The organism is Cupriavidus pauculus (assembly GCF_022179805.1).
In the GTDB taxonomy this organism is placed as follows: Bacteria; Pseudomonadota; Gammaproteobacteria; order Burkholderiales; family Burkholderiaceae; genus Cupriavidus; species Cupriavidus pauculus_E.
Genome location: NZ_BPUO01000007.1, coordinates 362982 through 378718, shown reverse-complemented (window position 1 = coordinate 378718; position 15737 = coordinate 362982). Strand labels below are relative to the sequence as shown.

General features: G+C 67.5%; 15 protein-coding genes. 8 read left to right on the top strand and 7 right to left on the bottom strand.

What is annotated here, in order from left to right; genetic code table 11:
• Positions 1-145: 145 nt before the first annotated feature.
• From MFF62_RS17075 to MFF62_RS17060, 4 genes are read left to right on the top strand one after another with little or no spacing between them, the layout of a single operon-like run.
• Complete coding sequence (locus MFF62_RS17075; RefSeq protein WP_238264300.1) at positions 146-1711, top strand: flavin-containing monooxygenase; 1566 nt, start codon at positions 146-148, stop codon at positions 1709-1711.
• A gap of 37 nt (positions 1712-1748) precedes the next feature.
• A complete protein-coding gene (locus MFF62_RS17070) occupies positions 1749-2642 on the top strand; it encodes an SDR family NAD(P)-dependent oxidoreductase (protein ID WP_238264299.1) in 894 nt (297 codons plus the stop codon).
• Positions 2639-3640, top strand: coding sequence for an alpha/beta fold hydrolase (locus MFF62_RS17065; protein ID WP_238264298.1), 1002 nt, complete (start codon positions 2639-2641; stop codon positions 3638-3640). The genes MFF62_RS17070 and MFF62_RS17065 overlap by 4 nt, the downstream gene beginning before the upstream one ends.
• A complete protein-coding gene (locus MFF62_RS17060; protein ID WP_238264297.1) occupies positions 3637-4509 on the top strand; it encodes a metal-dependent hydrolase in 873 nt (290 codons plus the stop codon). The genes MFF62_RS17065 and MFF62_RS17060 overlap by 4 nt, the downstream gene beginning before the upstream one ends.
• Before the next feature lie 9 nt (positions 4510-4518).
• Here the strand turns inward: MFF62_RS17060 and MFF62_RS17055 are convergent, their stop codons facing one another.
• Positions 4519-5352, bottom strand: coding sequence for a MerR family transcriptional regulator (locus MFF62_RS17055; protein ID WP_238264296.1), 834 nt, complete (start codon positions 5350-5352; stop codon positions 4519-4521).
• A 60-nt stretch (positions 5353-5412) separates the two neighbouring features.
• Between MFF62_RS17055 and MFF62_RS17050 the strand changes: the two genes are divergently transcribed.
• The 4 genes from MFF62_RS17050 to MFF62_RS17035 all read left to right on the top strand — a co-directional run bounded on the left by MFF62_RS17050 (position 5413) and on the right by MFF62_RS17035 (position 10742).
• Entirely contained in the window at positions 5413-6348 is a 936-nt protein-coding gene (locus MFF62_RS17050; RefSeq protein ID WP_238264295.1) for a LysR family transcriptional regulator, read from the top strand.
• A gap of 146 nt (positions 6349-6494) precedes the next feature.
• Positions 6495-7475 carry a Bug family tripartite tricarboxylate transporter substrate binding protein gene (locus tag MFF62_RS17045; RefSeq protein ID WP_238264294.1) on the top strand — a complete coding sequence of 327 codons (981 nt, stop codon included), beginning with the start codon at positions 6495-6497 and terminating at the stop codon, positions 7473-7475.
• Positions 7476-7501: 26 nt separating this feature from the next.
• Complete coding sequence (locus MFF62_RS17040; protein WP_238264293.1) at positions 7502-8476, top strand: M14 family metallopeptidase; 975 nt, start codon at positions 7502-7504, stop codon at positions 8474-8476.
• A 253-nt stretch (positions 8477-8729) separates the two neighbouring features.
• Positions 8730-10742 carry a methyl-accepting chemotaxis protein gene (locus MFF62_RS17035; protein WP_238264292.1) on the top strand — a complete coding sequence of 671 codons (2013 nt, stop codon included), beginning with the start codon at positions 8730-8732 and terminating at the stop codon, positions 10740-10742.
• Between the two features lie 25 nt (positions 10743-10767).
• Here MFF62_RS17035 and MFF62_RS17030 read toward each other — a convergent pair whose 3' ends face one another.
• From MFF62_RS17030 to MFF62_RS17005, 6 genes are all read right to left on the bottom strand, one after another.
• Complete coding sequence (locus MFF62_RS17030; protein ID WP_238264291.1) at positions 10768-11367, bottom strand: Sbal_3080 family lipoprotein; 600 nt, start codon at positions 11365-11367, stop codon at positions 10768-10770.
• Positions 11368-11609: 242 nt separating this feature from the next.
• Complete coding sequence (locus MFF62_RS17025) at positions 11610-12170, bottom strand: OB-fold putative lipoprotein (protein ID WP_238264290.1); 561 nt, start codon at positions 12168-12170, stop codon at positions 11610-11612.
• A gap of 68 nt (positions 12171-12238) precedes the next feature.
• Positions 12239-12826 carry a TetR/AcrR family transcriptional regulator gene (locus MFF62_RS17020; protein WP_238264289.1) on the bottom strand — a complete coding sequence of 196 codons (588 nt, stop codon included), beginning with the start codon at positions 12824-12826 and terminating at the stop codon, positions 12239-12241.
• Positions 12827-12927: 101 nt separating this feature from the next.
• Positions 12928-13437, bottom strand: coding sequence for a hypothetical protein (locus MFF62_RS17015; protein WP_238264288.1), 510 nt, complete (start codon positions 13435-13437; stop codon positions 12928-12930).
• 1 nt (position 13438) lies between these two features.
• Positions 13439-14866 carry a tRNA uridine-5-carboxymethylaminomethyl(34) synthesis GTPase MnmE gene (gene mnmE, locus MFF62_RS17010; RefSeq protein ID WP_238264287.1) on the bottom strand — a complete coding sequence of 476 codons (1428 nt, stop codon included), beginning with the start codon at positions 14864-14866 and terminating at the stop codon, positions 13439-13441.
• A gap of 47 nt (positions 14867-14913) precedes the next feature.
• A complete protein-coding gene (locus tag MFF62_RS17005; RefSeq protein ID WP_238264286.1) occupies positions 14914-15690 on the bottom strand; it encodes a CHAD domain-containing protein in 777 nt (258 codons plus the stop codon).
• Positions 15691-15737: the final 47 nt, after the last annotated feature.

The following is a 15737-nucleotide window of genomic DNA, read 5'->3' as shown; positions in this document are numbered from 1 at the left end:
TTCTTCAATCCGTCACATTGACCGGCCCAACACCGGTGCCTAGGATGACATCACTCGATGTCACAATAAACGGTGTCAACGACGACTCGCCAGCGCCTCCGAAGGGTGCCGCGATGCGTCCAGGCGCCGCACCGAAAGCGCCCTCATGAACGCACCCGAGACACTGCTTGCGCAGCGCGCAGTCGAACCTGAGCAGGCCTGCGATATCGCCATCATCGGCAGCGGCTTTGCCGGGCTTGGCATGGCTATCCGGCTCAAGCAGGCGGGCATGGATGACTTCCTGGTCTTCGAGCGCGCCGACGCCATCGGCGGCACATGGCGCGACAACCATTACCCCGGCTGCGCCTGCGACGTGCAATCGCACCTGTACTCGTTTTCGTTCGCACCGAATCCGGACTGGTCGCGCATGTTCTCCACGCAGCCCGAGATCCGCCGCTACCTCGAACACTGCACCGACCGCTTCGACCTGCGCGGGCACCTGCGCCTGGGCCACGAACTCGAACGCGCCGAATGGGATGCGCCGGCCGCGTTGTGGCGCCTGCGCATGCGCGATGGCCGCCGCGTGCGTGCTCGCGTGCTGGTGTCGGGCATGGGTGGGCTGAGCCGGCCATCGATTCCCGATATTGCAGGGCTCGATACGTTTGCCGGCACCGTGTTCCATTCGCAGCAATGGCGCCATGACTATCCGCTGGCCGGCAAGCGGGTGGCGGTTATCGGCACCGGCGCCAGTGCCATCCAGTTCGTGCCGCAGATTGCGCCGCAGGTGGCACAGCTCGATCTCTACCAGCGCACGCCGCCGTGGATCATGCCCAAGCCCGATCGCCGCGTGACGCGCGCCGAGCGCTGGCTGTTCCGCCACCTGCCATTCACGCAGACGCTGATGCGCGCGGGCCTGTACTGGATGCTCGAATCGCGCGTGCTCGGCTTTGTGGTTCACCCCAAGTTGATGAAGGCCGTCGAGAGCGTGGCGCGCCGCCATCTGAAGAAGCAGGTGCGCGACGCCGCGTTGCGCCAGACGCTGACGCCTGACTACACCATCGGCTGCAAGCGCGTGCTGATCTCCAACGACTACTACCCTGCCCTGTCACGCAGCAATGTCGACGTGGTGACCGCGGGCATCGATCACGTAGAGCCCGATGCAGTGGTACTGCGCGACGGCCAGCGCCGCCCTGCCGACGCCATCATCCTCGGCACCGGTTTTCATGCCACCGATCCGCTGCCGCGCGGCGTAATCGTCGGCCGCGACGGACGCGATCTGCTCGACGCATGGCGCGATGGCGCCGAGGCGTACCTGGGCACCACGGTGGCGGGCTTTCCAAACTTGTTCCTGATCGTCGGCCCCAACACCGGGCTGGGCCATAGCTCGATGGTCTTCATGATCGAGTCGCAGGTGAACTACGTGCTCGATGCACTGCGGCAGATGCGTCGCGAACGCGTGCAGGCCGTGGACGTGCGTCCGCCCGTGCAGGCTGCGTTCAATCGCGGCATCCAGCAAAAGCTCGGCGGTGCGATCTGGGCGGCAGGCGGCTGCGCGAGCTGGTACATCGATCCGCGCAACAACAAGAACACCACGCTGTGGCCCGGCTTCACGTTCCAGTTCCGCCGCGCCACGCAGACCTTCCGCATGTGCGACTACGAACGCTGGCCCGTGCGCCAGGCAAGCGTCGCGCCACCGGCGGAAGCCGCGTCGGCCGATACGGTCAGTGCGTGAGTCACACCGGCACCCAGAAAAACCAGAGGAGACGAGCATGAAGGATTTTCGCGACAAGGTTGCCGCCATCACGGGCGCGGGTTCGGGCATGGGCCGCTGCCTGGCGATTCAGCTCGCGCAGGCGGGCTGTCACGTGGCGCTGTCCGATTGCAACGATGTGGGTCTCGTGCAGACGCTGTCTGACGTGCAGCGCGCCGCGCCTGGCGTGCGCTCGACCGCTGCGCACGTCGACGTGTCCGACCGCGCGGCAGTGCATGCGTGGGCCGATGCGGTGGCGCGCGATCACCACCGCGTGAACCTGATCTTCAACAACGCCGGCGTGGCGTTGTCGAGCACGGTCGACGGCATGAGCTACGACGATCTGGAATGGATCATCGGCATCAACTTCTGGGGCGTGGTGCACGGTACCAAGGCGTTCTTGCCACACCTGAAGGCCAGCGGCGAAGGACACGTGGTGAACACGTCGAGCGTGTTCGGCCTGTTCGCGCAACCGGGCATGGGCGCGTACAACGCCAGCAAGTACGCGGTGCGTGGCTTCACCGAAGCACTGCGGCAGGAGCTGGACCTGATGGACTGCGGCGTGTCGGCCACCACGGTGCACCCGGGCGGCATCAAGACCAACATCGCGCGTGCCAGCCGCGTATCACCGAGCGTGAACGGGCTGTTGGTGCGTGACGCGCAGCAAGGACGAGAGGAATTCGAGAAGTTCTTCATCACGTCCGCCGACAAGGCCGCGCGCGTGATTCTGGACGGCGTGCGCGCCAACAAGCGCCGCGTGCTGGTTGGCCCCGATGCCGTTGCCGCCGATGCCATGGCGCGGCTGCTGCCGGCCGCGTACCAGTCGCTGGTGGTGCGCGAGGCGCGACGCAAGCGCAAGCAACTGGTGACCGATACCGCCACTGCACCGGCGCGCGGCGGAGAACGTGCATGAGCCGCGCCGCGCTGCCACGCGAAGCGGCACTGCAAGCGCCGCCCGGTACGTTCACGCGCTGGTTTGGCCAGGGACGCGTGGGCCTGTTCAGCCTGTCGCGCGACAGGCTGGCAATGCGCTACGCGCTGCCGGCATCGCGCTGGATCCAGGTGATGGGCGCGCTTGTCCACTACACCGAGGAAGGCGTGCCCGAAGGCGAGCCGCTGGTGCTGATTCACGGCTTCGGCGCGTCGCTGCATACGTGGGAAGGGCTGATGCCGGCGCTGCGCCAGCGCTATCGCGTGATACGGCTCGACCTCGCGCCGTTCGGTCTGACCGGCCCGCTGCGCGATGCGCGTGGCCGCATCGTGACGATGGACGTCGACGTGTATCGCCACTTCATCGACGGCTTCCTGGCCGCGCTGAACCTGTCGCGCGCCACGTTCATCGGCAATTCGCTGGGTGGACTGATTGCGTGGGACCTTGCCGCGCGCCGGCAGTCGCTGGTGAACCGGCTGGTGCTGATCGACGCGGCCGGCTTTCCGATGAAGCTGCCCATCTACATCGACCTGTTCCGTCACGCCATGGTGCGCTGGTCGGCGCCGTGGCTGCTGCCGGAATGGATCATCCGCGCGGCCACGCGCGACGTGTATGGCGATGCGACGCGCGTGCCCGAGGCCACGTTCCGCCGCTACGTCGATTTCTTCTACGCGGCAGGCAGCCGCGAAGCGGTGGGCCGCATGGTGCCCAAGCTCGATTTCGATCAGCTCGATACCGAGCGGCTGCGCGGCGTGCGCCTACCCACGCTGGTGCTGTGGGGCGACCGCGACCGCTGGATTCCGCCCGCGCATGCCGCCGAGTTCGCGGCACGGTTGCCCGACGTGACGCTGCACCGCTATGCGGGCCTGGGTCATGTGCCGATGGAGGAAGACCCGCAACGCGTGGCGGTCGACCTGCTGCGCTTTCTCGACGGCGCCCGCGCGGCGCCCGACATCCAGAAACAGGAGTTCGCATCATGATGCCTGTCCGCCGCGACGTGCACCCCCATCTTCCGCCGGAACGCATCTGCGACTGGCATGAGCGCGGGCAGCACGTAACCCACTTCATCAACGCGCTGTCGATCTTCTTTCCGGCCGGCGAGCGCTTCTTCATGGACAGCGTGCGCAACTATCGCGACCGCGTGACCGATCCCGAACTGAAACAGGCCGTGGCCGGCTTTATCGGGCAGGAAGCGATGCACACGCGCGAGCACATCCTCTACAACCGCCTGCTCGACGACGTCGGCCTGCCCGCGTCGCGGCTCGACAACGCGGTGGCCCTGCTGCTGAACCTGCTGCGCAAGGTCCTGCCGCAGTCATGGCAGCTCGCGCACACCATCGCGCTCGAACACTACACGGCAATGCTGGCGGGCGGCATGCTCTCCGATCCGCGCCACATGGGCGAGTCGGAGCCCGGCTATCGCCAGGTGTGGACGTGGCACGCGCTGGAGGAAACCGAGCACAAGGCCGTAGCCTACGACGTATGGAACACGGTGATGAAGCCGGGGCCGTACCGCTACCTGCTGCGCACGTTCACGATGCTCACGACGACGCTGACGTTCTGGGCGCTGGTGTTCGTGTTCCACGTGCGGCTGGTGATGGCCGATAAGACGTGCCGCAACAAGCTGTTCGGATTCGGACGCGTGGTGAACTTCCTGTGGGGATCGCCCGGCGTGCTGCGCAAGATGATTCCGGAATGGCTCGACTATTTCCGGCCCGGCTTCCATCCGTGGGACGAGGACAACCGGGCGGAGTTGCAGCGCATCATGCCGCTGATTGCCGAGATCGAGGAGACGGCGGTGCGGGCCGGCGCCAGCACGCGCGCGCCGTCGATCCGGGGCGCGGCGTAGCGCTCTGACTTACTGGTCGTGTGGCGCGTCGTTCAGGTGTTCGAGAATGGCGGCCACGCGGTCCCCCAGGTACTTGTTCGCGGAGATTTCCAGCGCGCGCATCATCTCGGTTTCCAGCGCCACCAGCGCCAGCGGACGAATGCGCCACAGCACATCGACGATGCGCGGCACTTCGGACGGCGGCGGCAGTTGCCCTTCGCCAAAGCGGTCCAGTTCACGCACCACCATCGCGACGATACGATCCGATACGGCCTGGAAGTGGCCGCGTGCGTGGTCGATGATGTCGAGCACGTCTTCGAGCGGAAATCCGGCGCGCGCCATTTCGGCACCGGCTGCCAGCGCGCGCGGGCTGCGCGCCACATAGCCAAAGCCATCCGGTTCCAGCAGGCCCAGCGCGATGGCCCTGGCCAGCGCCGGCCGCGAGATCGCGCGACCGAACAGCCTCGCCAGTGCCAGGTACGAATAGTGGCGTGGCGCCTCGCTGTTCCACGGGCTGCTGATCGCGGTTTCCAACCCCAGGATCGAGCGCAGGTCGTGGCCTTCGACGATGGCCTTGAGCAGCTCCATGATGTTGGCGAGCGTATAGCCGCGCGCCAGCAGATGGTGGATCAGCCGCAGCCGGCCCAGGTGCGTCTGCGTGTAAATGCCCACGCGACCGCGCCGCTCGGGCGGATCGATCAGGCCGCGATCCTGGTACGAGCGGATGTTTCGCACCGTGGTGTCGGCCGCGCGCGCCAGTTCGTCGATCGTGAATTCGGGATAGGCAGCGCGGCCCGGCGAGGTGGCATCGGGCGCGGCGGTGGCGGAGGGTGACGGGCTGGCGCCGCGCTTGGAGGATGGCATGGCGAAAATTCTAACCGAGGCGGCCGACGTTACAATGCGCCAACACTTTCCGGCGTCCCCATGCATATCCGTTGGCTCGAAGATTTCGTCTGCCTGGCGCAGGCCGGCAGTCTCGCGCGTGCCGCCGAGCTGCGCAATGTCACGCCGCCAGCGTTCGGGCGTCGCATGCAGGCGCTGGAAGTCTGGGCCGGCGCGCCGCTGATCGACCGCAGCGTGTTTCCCGTGCGGCTCACCCACGAGGGACGGCAGTTCCTGGAGGCTGCGCAGACCGCGCTGCGCACGCTGGAGGAAACGCGTGTCGCGCTGCGCGCCGCGCATCGAGCGGACGCCAGCACCATCACCATCGCCACCGGCAAGACGCTGGCGCGATCCATGGTGCCGGCGTGGCTGGCCGGCCTGCGCCACGCGTTGCGCGACGATCCGGTGGGCGCGGGATTCCGCACGCGGCTGTCCACGCACTCCACGCACGACGCGCTGGAAATGTTCACCGAGGGCGACGCCGACTTCCTGCTCTGCTACAGCCCGCACGACCTGCCCGTGATGCTCGACGACACGAACTACCAGTTCCACGCGGTGGGCGTGGAGCGGCTGGTCTGCGTGTCGGCGGCCACCGCGCGCGGCGGGCCCGAGTTCCGGCTGCAGCCGCCCAAGAGCGGCGCGCGCCCGGCACCGGTGCCGATGATTGCCTACGCCGAGACGCTGACCATGGGCCGCATGGTCAACCAGGAGATTGCGCGTCGCAAGCTGGCCAGCCAGCTCGACGTCATCGCCATCAGCGACTTCGCGGAATCGGTGCACGAGATGGTGCGCCAGAAGATGGGCCTGGCGTGGCTGCCCGCGCGGCTGATTGCCGACGACCTGCACACGGGGCGGCTGGTGCGCGCCGACCTGCAGGGCGGCGATACGGCCGACCTCGGGCTCGATATCCGGCTGTATCGGCCGCGCGCGTCGATGCGTCCGCTGGCCGAGGCGTTCTGGGGCGCGGCCTCCACCTAGCGCGGCGCACGCCAGGGTGCACTGCCGTGCACCATCTCGGCCCATTGCCGAAACGGCAACCGCCGTTGCCAAAGCCGCATGCCGTATCCGTGCGCGCTCTCTACCATCGCCGGAAAACACATTCACAGAATCTGCCCGGAGAAATCATGAAGACCCTGCTGCGCGTGCTTGCCGCCACCACCGTTGCCAGTTGTGCATTCGCCACCGCCAGTGCCTTCGCGGCCGGCGGCTATCCGACCAAGCCGATCACGCTGGTGGTGGGCTACACGGCCGGCGGCAGCGTCGACCTGGTGGCACGCACCGTGGCGCCCGAACTCGGCAAGCGCCTGGGCCAGAGCGTGGTGATCGAGAACCTGGGCGGCGCCGGCGGCACCATCGGTGCGCAGAAGGTGGTCAAGGCCGAGGCCGATGGCTACACACTGCTGATGGGTTCGGGCAGCGAGGTGTCGATTGCGCGCCTGACCAATCAGGCCGTGCGTTACGACGGCGAGAAGGACCTGGCGCCAATTACCTTCGTCGGCACCCAGCCGATGGTGCTGGTGGGCAAGCTGCAACTGCCGGCCAAGGACGCCGGCGAGCTGATCGCGCTGGCGCGCGCCAAGCCGGGCACGCTGTCGTATGCGTCGTCGGGCGTGGGTACGCCGCTGAACCTGGCCGGTGAACTGATCAAGCAGCAGGGGAAGGTCAACATCACGCACGTGCCGTACAAGGGCGCCTCGGCCATGGCCACCGACCTGCTGGGCGGCCAGATCGACCTGGCGGTGATGGTGCTGTCGTCGGCCCTGCCGCATATCCAGGCTGGCCGCGTGCGCGCTTATGGCGTGACCGAGTCCAAGCGCGCCGCCGTGGCGCCGAACGTGCCGGCCCTGGCCGAGACCCCGGCGCTGAAGGGCGTGGACATGGGAGTATGGTTCGGATTGATGGCGCCTAGTGCTACGGCTAAGCCAATTATCGATCGGCTGAATACTGAAATGCAGGCCGTACTGGCCATGCCGGACGTACGCAAGAAGCTGGCCGAGGCCGGTGTCGAGGTGCAGCCCGCCAATCCGGCGCAGTTCGGCAGCTTCGTGAAGCGCGAGACGGCCAAGTACCGCACGATCGTGCAGGCCGCCGATATCCGCGAATAAGCCAGGAACGCACAGAGGAAGTACAGATGACGCAAAGCCCCCCGTCCTTCGACACCTACCCGGTCGAAGTCGAGTTTCCCGATATCCGCCCCTATGCCGACGGCAACACGGGCATCGCCTACGTCCACACGTTCGACAGCGGCCTGTCCGGGCCGCATGTGATGATCAATGCACTGACGCACGGCAACGAAGTTTGCGGCGCGATCACGGTGGCCGGATTGCTGGACCATGGACTGCGGCCCCGCCGTGGCCGGCTGACGCTGGCCTTTGCTAACGTCGACGCCTACGCGAGGTTCGACGCCGCAAAGCCGGATGCCTCACGCTTTGTCGACCAGGACTTCAACCGCGTCTGGACCGCCGCGGTGCTGGACGACGCGTCCCGCGATTCCTCCGAACTGCGCCGGGCGCGCGCCATGCGTCCGGTCATCGACACGGTGGACCTGCTGCTCGACCTGCACTCGATGCATGAGAAAAGCCGGCCGCTGATCGTGTCGGGGCCGCTCGACAAGGGCATCGCGCTATCCCGCGCCGTGGGAGCACCCGCCGACATCATCGTCGACGAAGGCCATCCCGAAGGCCGCCGCATGCGCGACTACGCTGGCTTTGGCGACGCCGCCAGCCCGCGCAACGCGTTGCTGATCGAATGCGGCCAGCACTGGGAGCGTTCGGCCGTGGACGTGGCGCGCGACAGCACCGCGCGCTTTTTGCTGAATGCCGGTGTGATCGTTGAGGCCGACCTGCCATCCGGCTGGCTGCTGCCCAACCCCGCACCGCAGCGCGTGGTACGCGTGACCGAGCCCGTGGTGGCCAGCAGCATGGACTTCCGCTTTGCCGGCCCGTACACGGGGCTGGAGACGTTTGCCGACGCCGGCACCGTCATCGGCTGGCGCGATGGCGAGGCCGTGCGCACGCCGTATCCGAACTGCGTGCTGGTGATGCCGTCGCTGCGCCAGTTGCGGCCCGGCGTGACCGTGGTGCGGCTGGGCCAGGTCGACGCGTAACGCACAAGTATTGAAACTGGTTGCAGAGGGGTTTTCAGCGGTATGAACTGGCAAAGCGGCTCCCCGAAGAGGCCGCGCCGGTGCCCGTTTTTCCTGTCACGCCGTGATATATGTCGTCGGCGGCTAGATTAAGCATTTCCTGAATTCAAGGGCATTGTCTCGTCATCCGATAACCCCGTTGTGACGATCTGCCGTCAGAGCAGACGTCGCCCATGCGTCATGACGGCGCATGGCGTTATCCACGGAGCGCCCCTTGTCTTCTTCTTACTCCCTTACCCTGCCCCAGCAGGCTGCGGCGGGCCGCGTGCGCGCGCTGGCCGGCGGCTGGAGCATCGGCACGCGCATCGCGCTGATCGTGCTGGCCGTCCAGCTCGTAGCCTTTGGCGCCTTTTCGCTGGCGTTGTCCGCCAGCAGCATGCACCAGCTCGAGTCGCAGGCACGCGACGCCATCGGCGCCGAAAGCCAGACCCTGCGCGAGATGGTGGCCCAGCTCGACGACACCATGCTGCAGGAAGCCGACCGCTTTCTGCTGAGCTTTGCCGCCGTGCTGCCCGGCCCGTACGCGGTAGACCCCAGCCAGATCGTCGAAGTGGCCGGCAAGGCCACGCCCACCTTCCGTAGCGGCGATCTCGTGCTGAACAACGGCTTCGAGGTGCCGGACAAGTTCTTTGCCAATACCGGCGGCGTGGTGGCCACGGTGTTCGCACGCACCGGTGACGATTACATCCGCGTGACCACGTCGCTCAAGAAGCAGGACGGACAGCGTGCGGTGGGCACGCTGCTGGACCGCGCCAGCCCGGCCTATGCGGCTGTGGCCTCGGGCAAGTCATACCGGTCGCTGGCGTGGCTGTTCGGCAAGCCCTACATGAGCAAGTACGAGCCGGTGCGCGACGCGGGTGGCAAGATCGTCGGTGCGCTGTACGTGGGCGTGAACGTCGAGGCCGAACTGGCTGCGCTGAAGAACCGCATCCGCCGCAAGACGATTGGCGACGATGGCCATTTCATGGTGATCGACGCCAAGCCGGGCGCCGACCAGGGCAAGGTCATGGTGGACCGCTCGGGTGCGGAAGGCACGGTCCAGATCGATGCCAAGGACGCCGACGGCAAGCCGTGGGTGCGCGACATGATCGCCGCCAAGGATGGTGACATGGTGCATACCGTGGCCGTCGGCAATGCCGCGCCGACGGAGCGTCTGACCGCGTACGTGACCTATTCCGAATGGCAGTGGCTGATCGCCGGCACGGTGCCGATGGCGTCGCTGCGCGATGAACTCGTGGCCAGCCGCAACCGCTTCCTGGCCGGCGGCCTGCTGGCCGCGCTGGCAGTGTCCGCGGCGTTCTGGTGGTTGCTGCGCCGTATGGTCAGCCAGCCGGTGGCGCAGGCTGCCGACGCGGCCGAGCGCCTGGCATCGGGCGACCTGACCGCGCGGCTGGATTCCGTCCGCAATGACGAGATCGGCGAACTGATGCGGGCCATCGACGGCGTGGGAGAGGGTTTGTCGGGCATCGTCGACAAGGTACGCGGCAGCGTGGGTGCCATTGCCGGTAGCACCAGCCAGATTGCCAGCGGCAATGCCGACCTGTCGTCACGCACGGCGTCGCAGGCGGGCAGCCTGGAGCGCACGGTGGCCAGCATCGAGGAACTGAGCGTCACGGTGAAGCAGAACGCCGACAACGCGCACGACGCCAATGCGGCCGTGGGCAGCGCAGCCGAAGCGGCACGCGCGGGCGGCAGCACGGTGGCACGCGTGGTGGGCACCATGTCCGACATCCATCGCAATGCGCAGCAGGTGGTGGACATCATCGGCATGATCGACGGTATCGCGTTCCAGACCAACATCCTGGCGCTCAATGCCGCCGTGGAAGCGGCGCGCGCGGGCGAGCACGGACGCGGCTTTGCCGTGGTGGCGGGCGAAGTGCGCAGCCTGGCGCAACGCAGCGCCAATGCGGCGGGCGAGATCAAGCAGCTGATCGAACGCACCGTGGCCGACCTGAAGAGCGGCAACGAGGCCGTGCAGCAGGCCGGTACCGCCATCGACGACGTGGTGCGGCGCGTGGAAGGTATTGCTGCGCTGATGGGCGATATCAGCGTGGCGTCGCGCGAGCAGTCGCAGGGGCTGGCGCAGGTCAGTGGCGCGGTGGCCGAGATGGATTCGGTCACGCAGCAGAACGCCGCGCTGGTGGAAGAGGCGGCCGCGGCCGCCGAGAGCCTGCATCACCAGGCGCAGGAGCTGCGCCAGGCGGTGGAAGTGTTCCGGCTGGCCTGACCAGCCGGTGTGGCACCGTGGCCGCTCAGGCCGCGGGTGCCGCCGCCGGTGCCTGTCCAGGCGCCGCTGCCGGAGCGGGCGATGCCTGTGCCGGGGCGGGCTGCGGCTTCAGGCCCGGGAACAGACGGTCCACCAGCTCCTCGATCTTGTTGCCAGGCGGAATCAGGTGGCTCAGGTTGATGCCGCCCGCGCTGCGGTTGGCGTTGAATACGGCCTTGCCCACGCGCTCGCCATTGCGGAACACCGTGATGTCGGCCGATACCAGGAACGGCGTGATGTAGGTCTGGCGCTGGCCCACGTAGGTGGCCGTCATCGGGCACGATGCCACCGATGCATACGGCGGCAGCAGCTTCACTTCGAAGTTGCGGGCACGCAGCGCATTGGTGAAGTCGTCGACGAAGGCATTGCCGTTGACCTGGTTCGTGATTACGCAGAACAGCGCGCCATCGGCACCCACCACGCGATTGCCATCGACGCGGAACTGGGCCGGGCCGCCGTAGGCACCGTTCTGGTAGCCGGCAATCGGGTCAACCTGGTCCGCACGGTCGACCGGCGTCACGCTCTGGTAGGTGGAACAGCCCGTGGCCAGCAAGGCCAGCGTGGCGGCAATTGTTGCTCTCTTCATCTTGGATCCTGGATGCGCGTCGGCGAGGGCGCCGGCCGTCCGGACCCGTCTCGGAGTCGAGAGGCGGTTCGGGGACGCATTGCCGGCAGCATGCCTGCGTAATGTAGGCGTGCGGGCGGCAAGTCAATGCGTGGAACAGCGGGGGATGGATGCCGTAAATCGTCGCGAATGGTCGCAAATCGGCGCAAACCACCGAAGTGATGTACGAATTACCTGTGCATCGAAGGCTTGGTTGGGAAGCCTTAGTTGGCGCCGCCACGGATCAGGCAGTCGGCCAGCATCGGCATGCCGCCGTCGCCCTGGCCCGCGCCCGTGCACTCGACGGCCACCTTCTGGCCGCGTCGGACCATGGTGGCGCGTGCCTCGGCTTCGCAGGTGCGCCCGGCCGGGCCGCAGATTTGCTGGCGCAGCAGCCCGGCACGGACCACCTCGCCGGGATTGTCGGTGCGGATTTCCAGCACAAGGGTGTCGGCGTCGCGGCGCACGCCGCTGGCCACGCCTTCCACGATGAAGTAGCGGCCGCGATACCGGTCGTCGGCCGCCGCGGCGTCGCCACGGTAGTCGTCGGCCAGCCCGTCGGCCTGGTACTGCGGCAACGGGTCTGCAGGGCGGTTCGGGTCGATGCTGATCGGATCGAGCGTGCCGTTGCGCGGGATGCCGCGCGGCACGCTGGCGGGCTCGTCGGCCACGGTCACGGGATTTGCCGGCACGGTCTCGTGCTTGTCATTGCCAACGAACCAAAGCAGGCCAAGGACAATGATGGCAACGACGGCGATAAGGGTTTGTCTGGTACGGCTCAACATCGTGGGGCGGGCTACAGGACTACGAAGTCCGCCAGTGTAGCGCGCCTGCGGCCAGGTCACCCGGCGCGTCAGCTTTCCGGCAGCAGGAAGGAGCGCGTGGCGGCCAGGATCTCGTTGGACATCGGCGTGCCCTGCGTGGCCCGCGACAGCATCAATGCGCCGGCCAGCGTGGCCATCTGCGCCAGGGCGTGGCTGCGGCGAGTCTCCGCGTCGGCATCGGGCTGCACATCGACCAGGATGTCGAGCAGTGCTTCCAGCCCGTCCTGGAACGCGCCGCGCACTGGCTTGTCATCGGTCTCGCGCGCCACGTCGGTGGCCAGCGCTGCCACCGGGCACCCGGTACCGGGATTGTTGCGGTTGCGTGCCGACAGGTAGCCATCGATCAGCGACTCCAGCGCAGCGGCGTGGTCGGGCGCATCGGCAACGCGCTTGCGCCAGCGTGCCTCGGACTCCTCGAACGCACGTGTGCAGGCGATGGCCGCCAGCGCGTCCTTCGATTCGAAGTGGCCGTAGAAGCCGCCATGCGTGAGGCCGGCGGCACCCATCAGGTCGGCCACGCTGATGCCGTGCAAGCCCTGCTCGCGAAACAGTCGCGACGATACCTGCTCGATGACTGCGCGGTTCTTTTCCGCTTCCGCTTTCGATACGCGCGGCATGATGTGCTCCGGTTTGCGTTGTGGCCGATGGTCCGCCACAACGACGTTCAAGTCAACGCGCCGGCATTGAGGATTTCCTCGCCCGGCGCGCCTTGCGCGCATCACACGATCGTGTTGCCCTGCCCGCCCAGCGCGGCAATGTAGTCGGCCGTGCCGTACGGCGTACGCTGGCCATGCGCCGCCAGGAAGAAGTCGCGCAGAATGTCGCCCTGCTGTTCGAGCTTGTAGGCCGTCAGCGGCTTGCCGGCCTGCAGCCGGTAGCGGTACTGGTTGAACCCCAGGAAGTGCCTGGCCTGCTCGGCCGCGCCGCGCAGCAGCACGTTCACACCGCGCTGGTACTGCCAGACGTGCGCCATCTCGTGGATGAACAGGCCCTGCAGGGCCAGGTTCGTCGCGGAGAAATCGGTGAGCTGGCGCAGGTTGCGGCCCAGGTAGATGTGTCCGTTCGGCGTGATGATGTAGTTCGCGCCCTGCCAGAACACGAAGTTGCGGTGGTGGATGCGGACCCGCGCGTAGTCGATGGTGTCGGCAAAGACCGAGCGGGCCAGGTGCAATTCGCCCGGCGAAAGCGGCCGGCCGCCGTGCGCATGGGACGACCGTTCCGCGCTCACCTCACTTGCCGATGCAGAACCGCGTGAAGATCGTTCCCAGCAGATCGTCGCTGGTGAACTCGCCGGTGATGCTGTTCAGGTGATCTTGGGCGAGCCGCAGTTCCTCGGCGAACAGGTCAAGCGCCTGGGCGTTCTGCTCGGCGCGTTCCACCGCGCAATCGAGGTGCGACTGCGCGCTGCGCAGTGCGGTGAGATGCCGTTCGCGGGCCAGGAACGTACCTTCGTTGCCCGATTGCCAGCCGATCAGGCGCAGCAGCTCGCGGCGCATCAGGTCGATGCCGGCGCCGGTGCGCGCGGAGATCCAGATCTCGGTCGGATTGGGGCCGTTGGCCGCCACCACGTGCGGGCGGTTGCCGCCGAAGCCCATCTCGCCGGCCGAGGGCGCGACGTCGATCTTGTTGACCACGCGCACGATCGGCGACCCCGGCGGCAACTGGCCGCTCAGGCGATCGTCGATGTGATCGTCGGCTTCAGAGATGCCGTGCTCCAGGTAGTCGGCCGCGTCGATCAGGTGCAGCACGATGTCGGCGCGGCGAATCGCGTCCCACGTGCGCTCGATGCCGATGCGCTCCACTTCGTCGGCAGCGTCGTCGCGCAGGCCGGCAGTGTCGATGATATGCAGCGGGATGCCATCGATCTGGATGGTTTCACGTACCCGGTCGCGCGTGGTGCCGGCAATCGGCGTGACGATGGCCAGTTCCGCGCCGGCCAGCGCATTGAGCAGCGACGACTTGCCGACGTTCGGCTGGCCAGCCAGCACCACCGACAGCCCCTCGCGCAGCAGCGAGCCCTGCCGCGCCTGCTTCAGCACGCCGGCCAGGTTCTCGCGGATGCGGGTCAGCTGGCCGCGCGCGTCGGAGGCTTCCAGGAAGTCGATTTCTTCCTCGGGAAAATCGAGCGTGGCTTCCACCAGCATGCGCAGGTGGATGACCTGCTCCACCAGCGCGTGGATGGCGCGCGAGAACTCGCCTTCCATCGATCGCGCGGCGGAGCGTGCGGCCGCTTCGGTGCTGGCTTCGATCAGGTCGGCGACGGCCTCGGCCTGGGCCAGGTCCAGCTTGTCGTTCAGGAAGGCGCGGCGCGTGAATTCGCCGGGCTCGGCCAGGCGCAGGCCGATGTCCTTGCCGGCCTGCAGGCAGCGCGACAGCAGCATCTGCATGACCACCGGGCCGCCATGGCCCTGCAGTTCGAGCACTTCCTCGCCGGTGTACGAATTGGGCGCCGGGAAGTACAGGGCCAGGCCGTGGTCGATGACCTTGCCGTTGGCATCGAGGAACGGCAGGTAGGTGGCGTGCCGGGGCTGCAGCGCGCGGCCGCAGACGGCGCGCATGACGCTGCCGACGTCGGGGCCCGACACACGCACGACGCCGATGCCGCCACGTCCGGGCGCGGTGGCGATGGCGGCAATGGGAAGCTGGGTTGCTGTCATGTGCGGCATTGTCGCAGATCGCTCCGTGAGGCGGGATGAACCGAATCTCAATCTGTGGGTTCTGAATTCGTGGGTTCGACCGACAGGCACTCGCACATGAGCCGGCGGGCCACGGCGCCGTCGATGATGGCGCCAAGCTCGGTCTGCCGCGCCACCAGCTTCTTGCGCAGGCGCTTGCGGTAGCGGCCCGGCAGCACGTCGGACAGCGCCTCGATCGCGTAGCGCAGCCGCTTGTTGCCGATGCGCAGCTTGTGCACGTGGTCGGTCTGCCCATCGCGCGCGATGTCCGCCAGCGCGCGGACCTTGCCGCGAGCCTTGCGGATGCGGCGCGGGGCAAAGGTCTCCAGCCTGCCCTTGGACGAATGGGCGGCAAGGTGCTGCAGGTCACGGTTCAGCGTAGGCAGTGGCGCCTGCCGGTAGCGTGACAATCTTGTCATCATCTCGGCGTGGGCACGGGTGCGCCTGGCCTGGGCGGTTTCGATCAGCGCCATCAGGACTTCCTCCTCGGGCTGTTCCGCCAGTGCAGGTGCAAGTGTTTCGGCGATGAAGACGTCCCAGTCGCGCACGGCGCCAGCGGCATCGGCCACATCGTGCAGGGCCTGTTTCCAGCGCGATTTCACGGGATTTGGCAGCACTGGCCCGAATGCCCAGGCCACCGCGCGCAGGTGCCGCACCGCCACGCGCAGTTCGTGCACGTCTTCCACCTCGTCGCGCTGCTGCAGTGCGTCCAGCCGATCGTGCACCGCGCGCAGCCCCGTCCGGCCCAGCGCGACGAACGCGGCGGCGGGGCGCATCTTCCGGTGCAGCACGGGCTGACGGCTCATTGGCGGTATCTCTGAGTGGAAAGAGAGTAACTGCGCAGCGTCCGTCT

Excerpts from the sequence above, each read along its gene's own strand:
- MFF62_RS17070 (WP_238264299.1), top strand. The coding sequence starts at position 1,749 with ATGAAGGATTTTCGCGACAAGGTTGCCGCCATCACGGGCGCGGGTTCG.
- mnmE (WP_238264287.1), bottom strand. The coding sequence starts at position 14,866 with ATGACAGCAACCCAGCTTCCCATTGCCGCCATCGCCACCGCGCCCGGA.
- MFF62_RS17025 (WP_238264290.1), bottom strand. The coding sequence starts at position 12,170 with ATGTTGAGCCGTACCAGACAAACCCTTATCGCCGTCGTTGCCATCATT.
- MFF62_RS17005 (WP_238264286.1), bottom strand. The coding sequence starts at position 15,690 with ATGAGCCGTCAGCCCGTGCTGCACCGGAAGATGCGCCCCGCCGCCGCG.
- MFF62_RS17060 (WP_238264297.1), top strand. The coding sequence starts at position 3,637 with ATGATGCCTGTCCGCCGCGACGTGCACCCCCATCTTCCGCCGGAACGC.
- MFF62_RS17065 (WP_238264298.1), top strand. The coding sequence starts at position 2,639 with ATGAGCCGCGCCGCGCTGCCACGCGAAGCGGCACTGCAAGCGCCGCCC.
- MFF62_RS17050 (WP_238264295.1), top strand. The coding sequence starts at position 5,413 with ATGCATATCCGTTGGCTCGAAGATTTCGTCTGCCTGGCGCAGGCCGGC.
- MFF62_RS17020 (WP_238264289.1), bottom strand. The coding sequence starts at position 12,826 with ATGCCGCGCGTATCGAAAGCGGAAGCGGAAAAGAACCGCGCAGTCATC.
- MFF62_RS17075 (WP_238264300.1), top strand. The coding sequence starts at position 146 with ATGAACGCACCCGAGACACTGCTTGCGCAGCGCGCAGTCGAACCTGAG.
- MFF62_RS17045 (WP_238264294.1), top strand. The coding sequence starts at position 6,495 with ATGAAGACCCTGCTGCGCGTGCTTGCCGCCACCACCGTTGCCAGTTGT.
- MFF62_RS17030 (WP_238264291.1), bottom strand. The coding sequence starts at position 11,367 with ATGAAGAGAGCAACAATTGCCGCCACGCTGGCCTTGCTGGCCACGGGC.
- MFF62_RS17040 (WP_238264293.1), top strand. The coding sequence starts at position 7,502 with ATGACGCAAAGCCCCCCGTCCTTCGACACCTACCCGGTCGAAGTCGAG.
- MFF62_RS17055 (WP_238264296.1), bottom strand. The coding sequence starts at position 5,352 with ATGCCATCCTCCAAGCGCGGCGCCAGCCCGTCACCCTCCGCCACCGCC.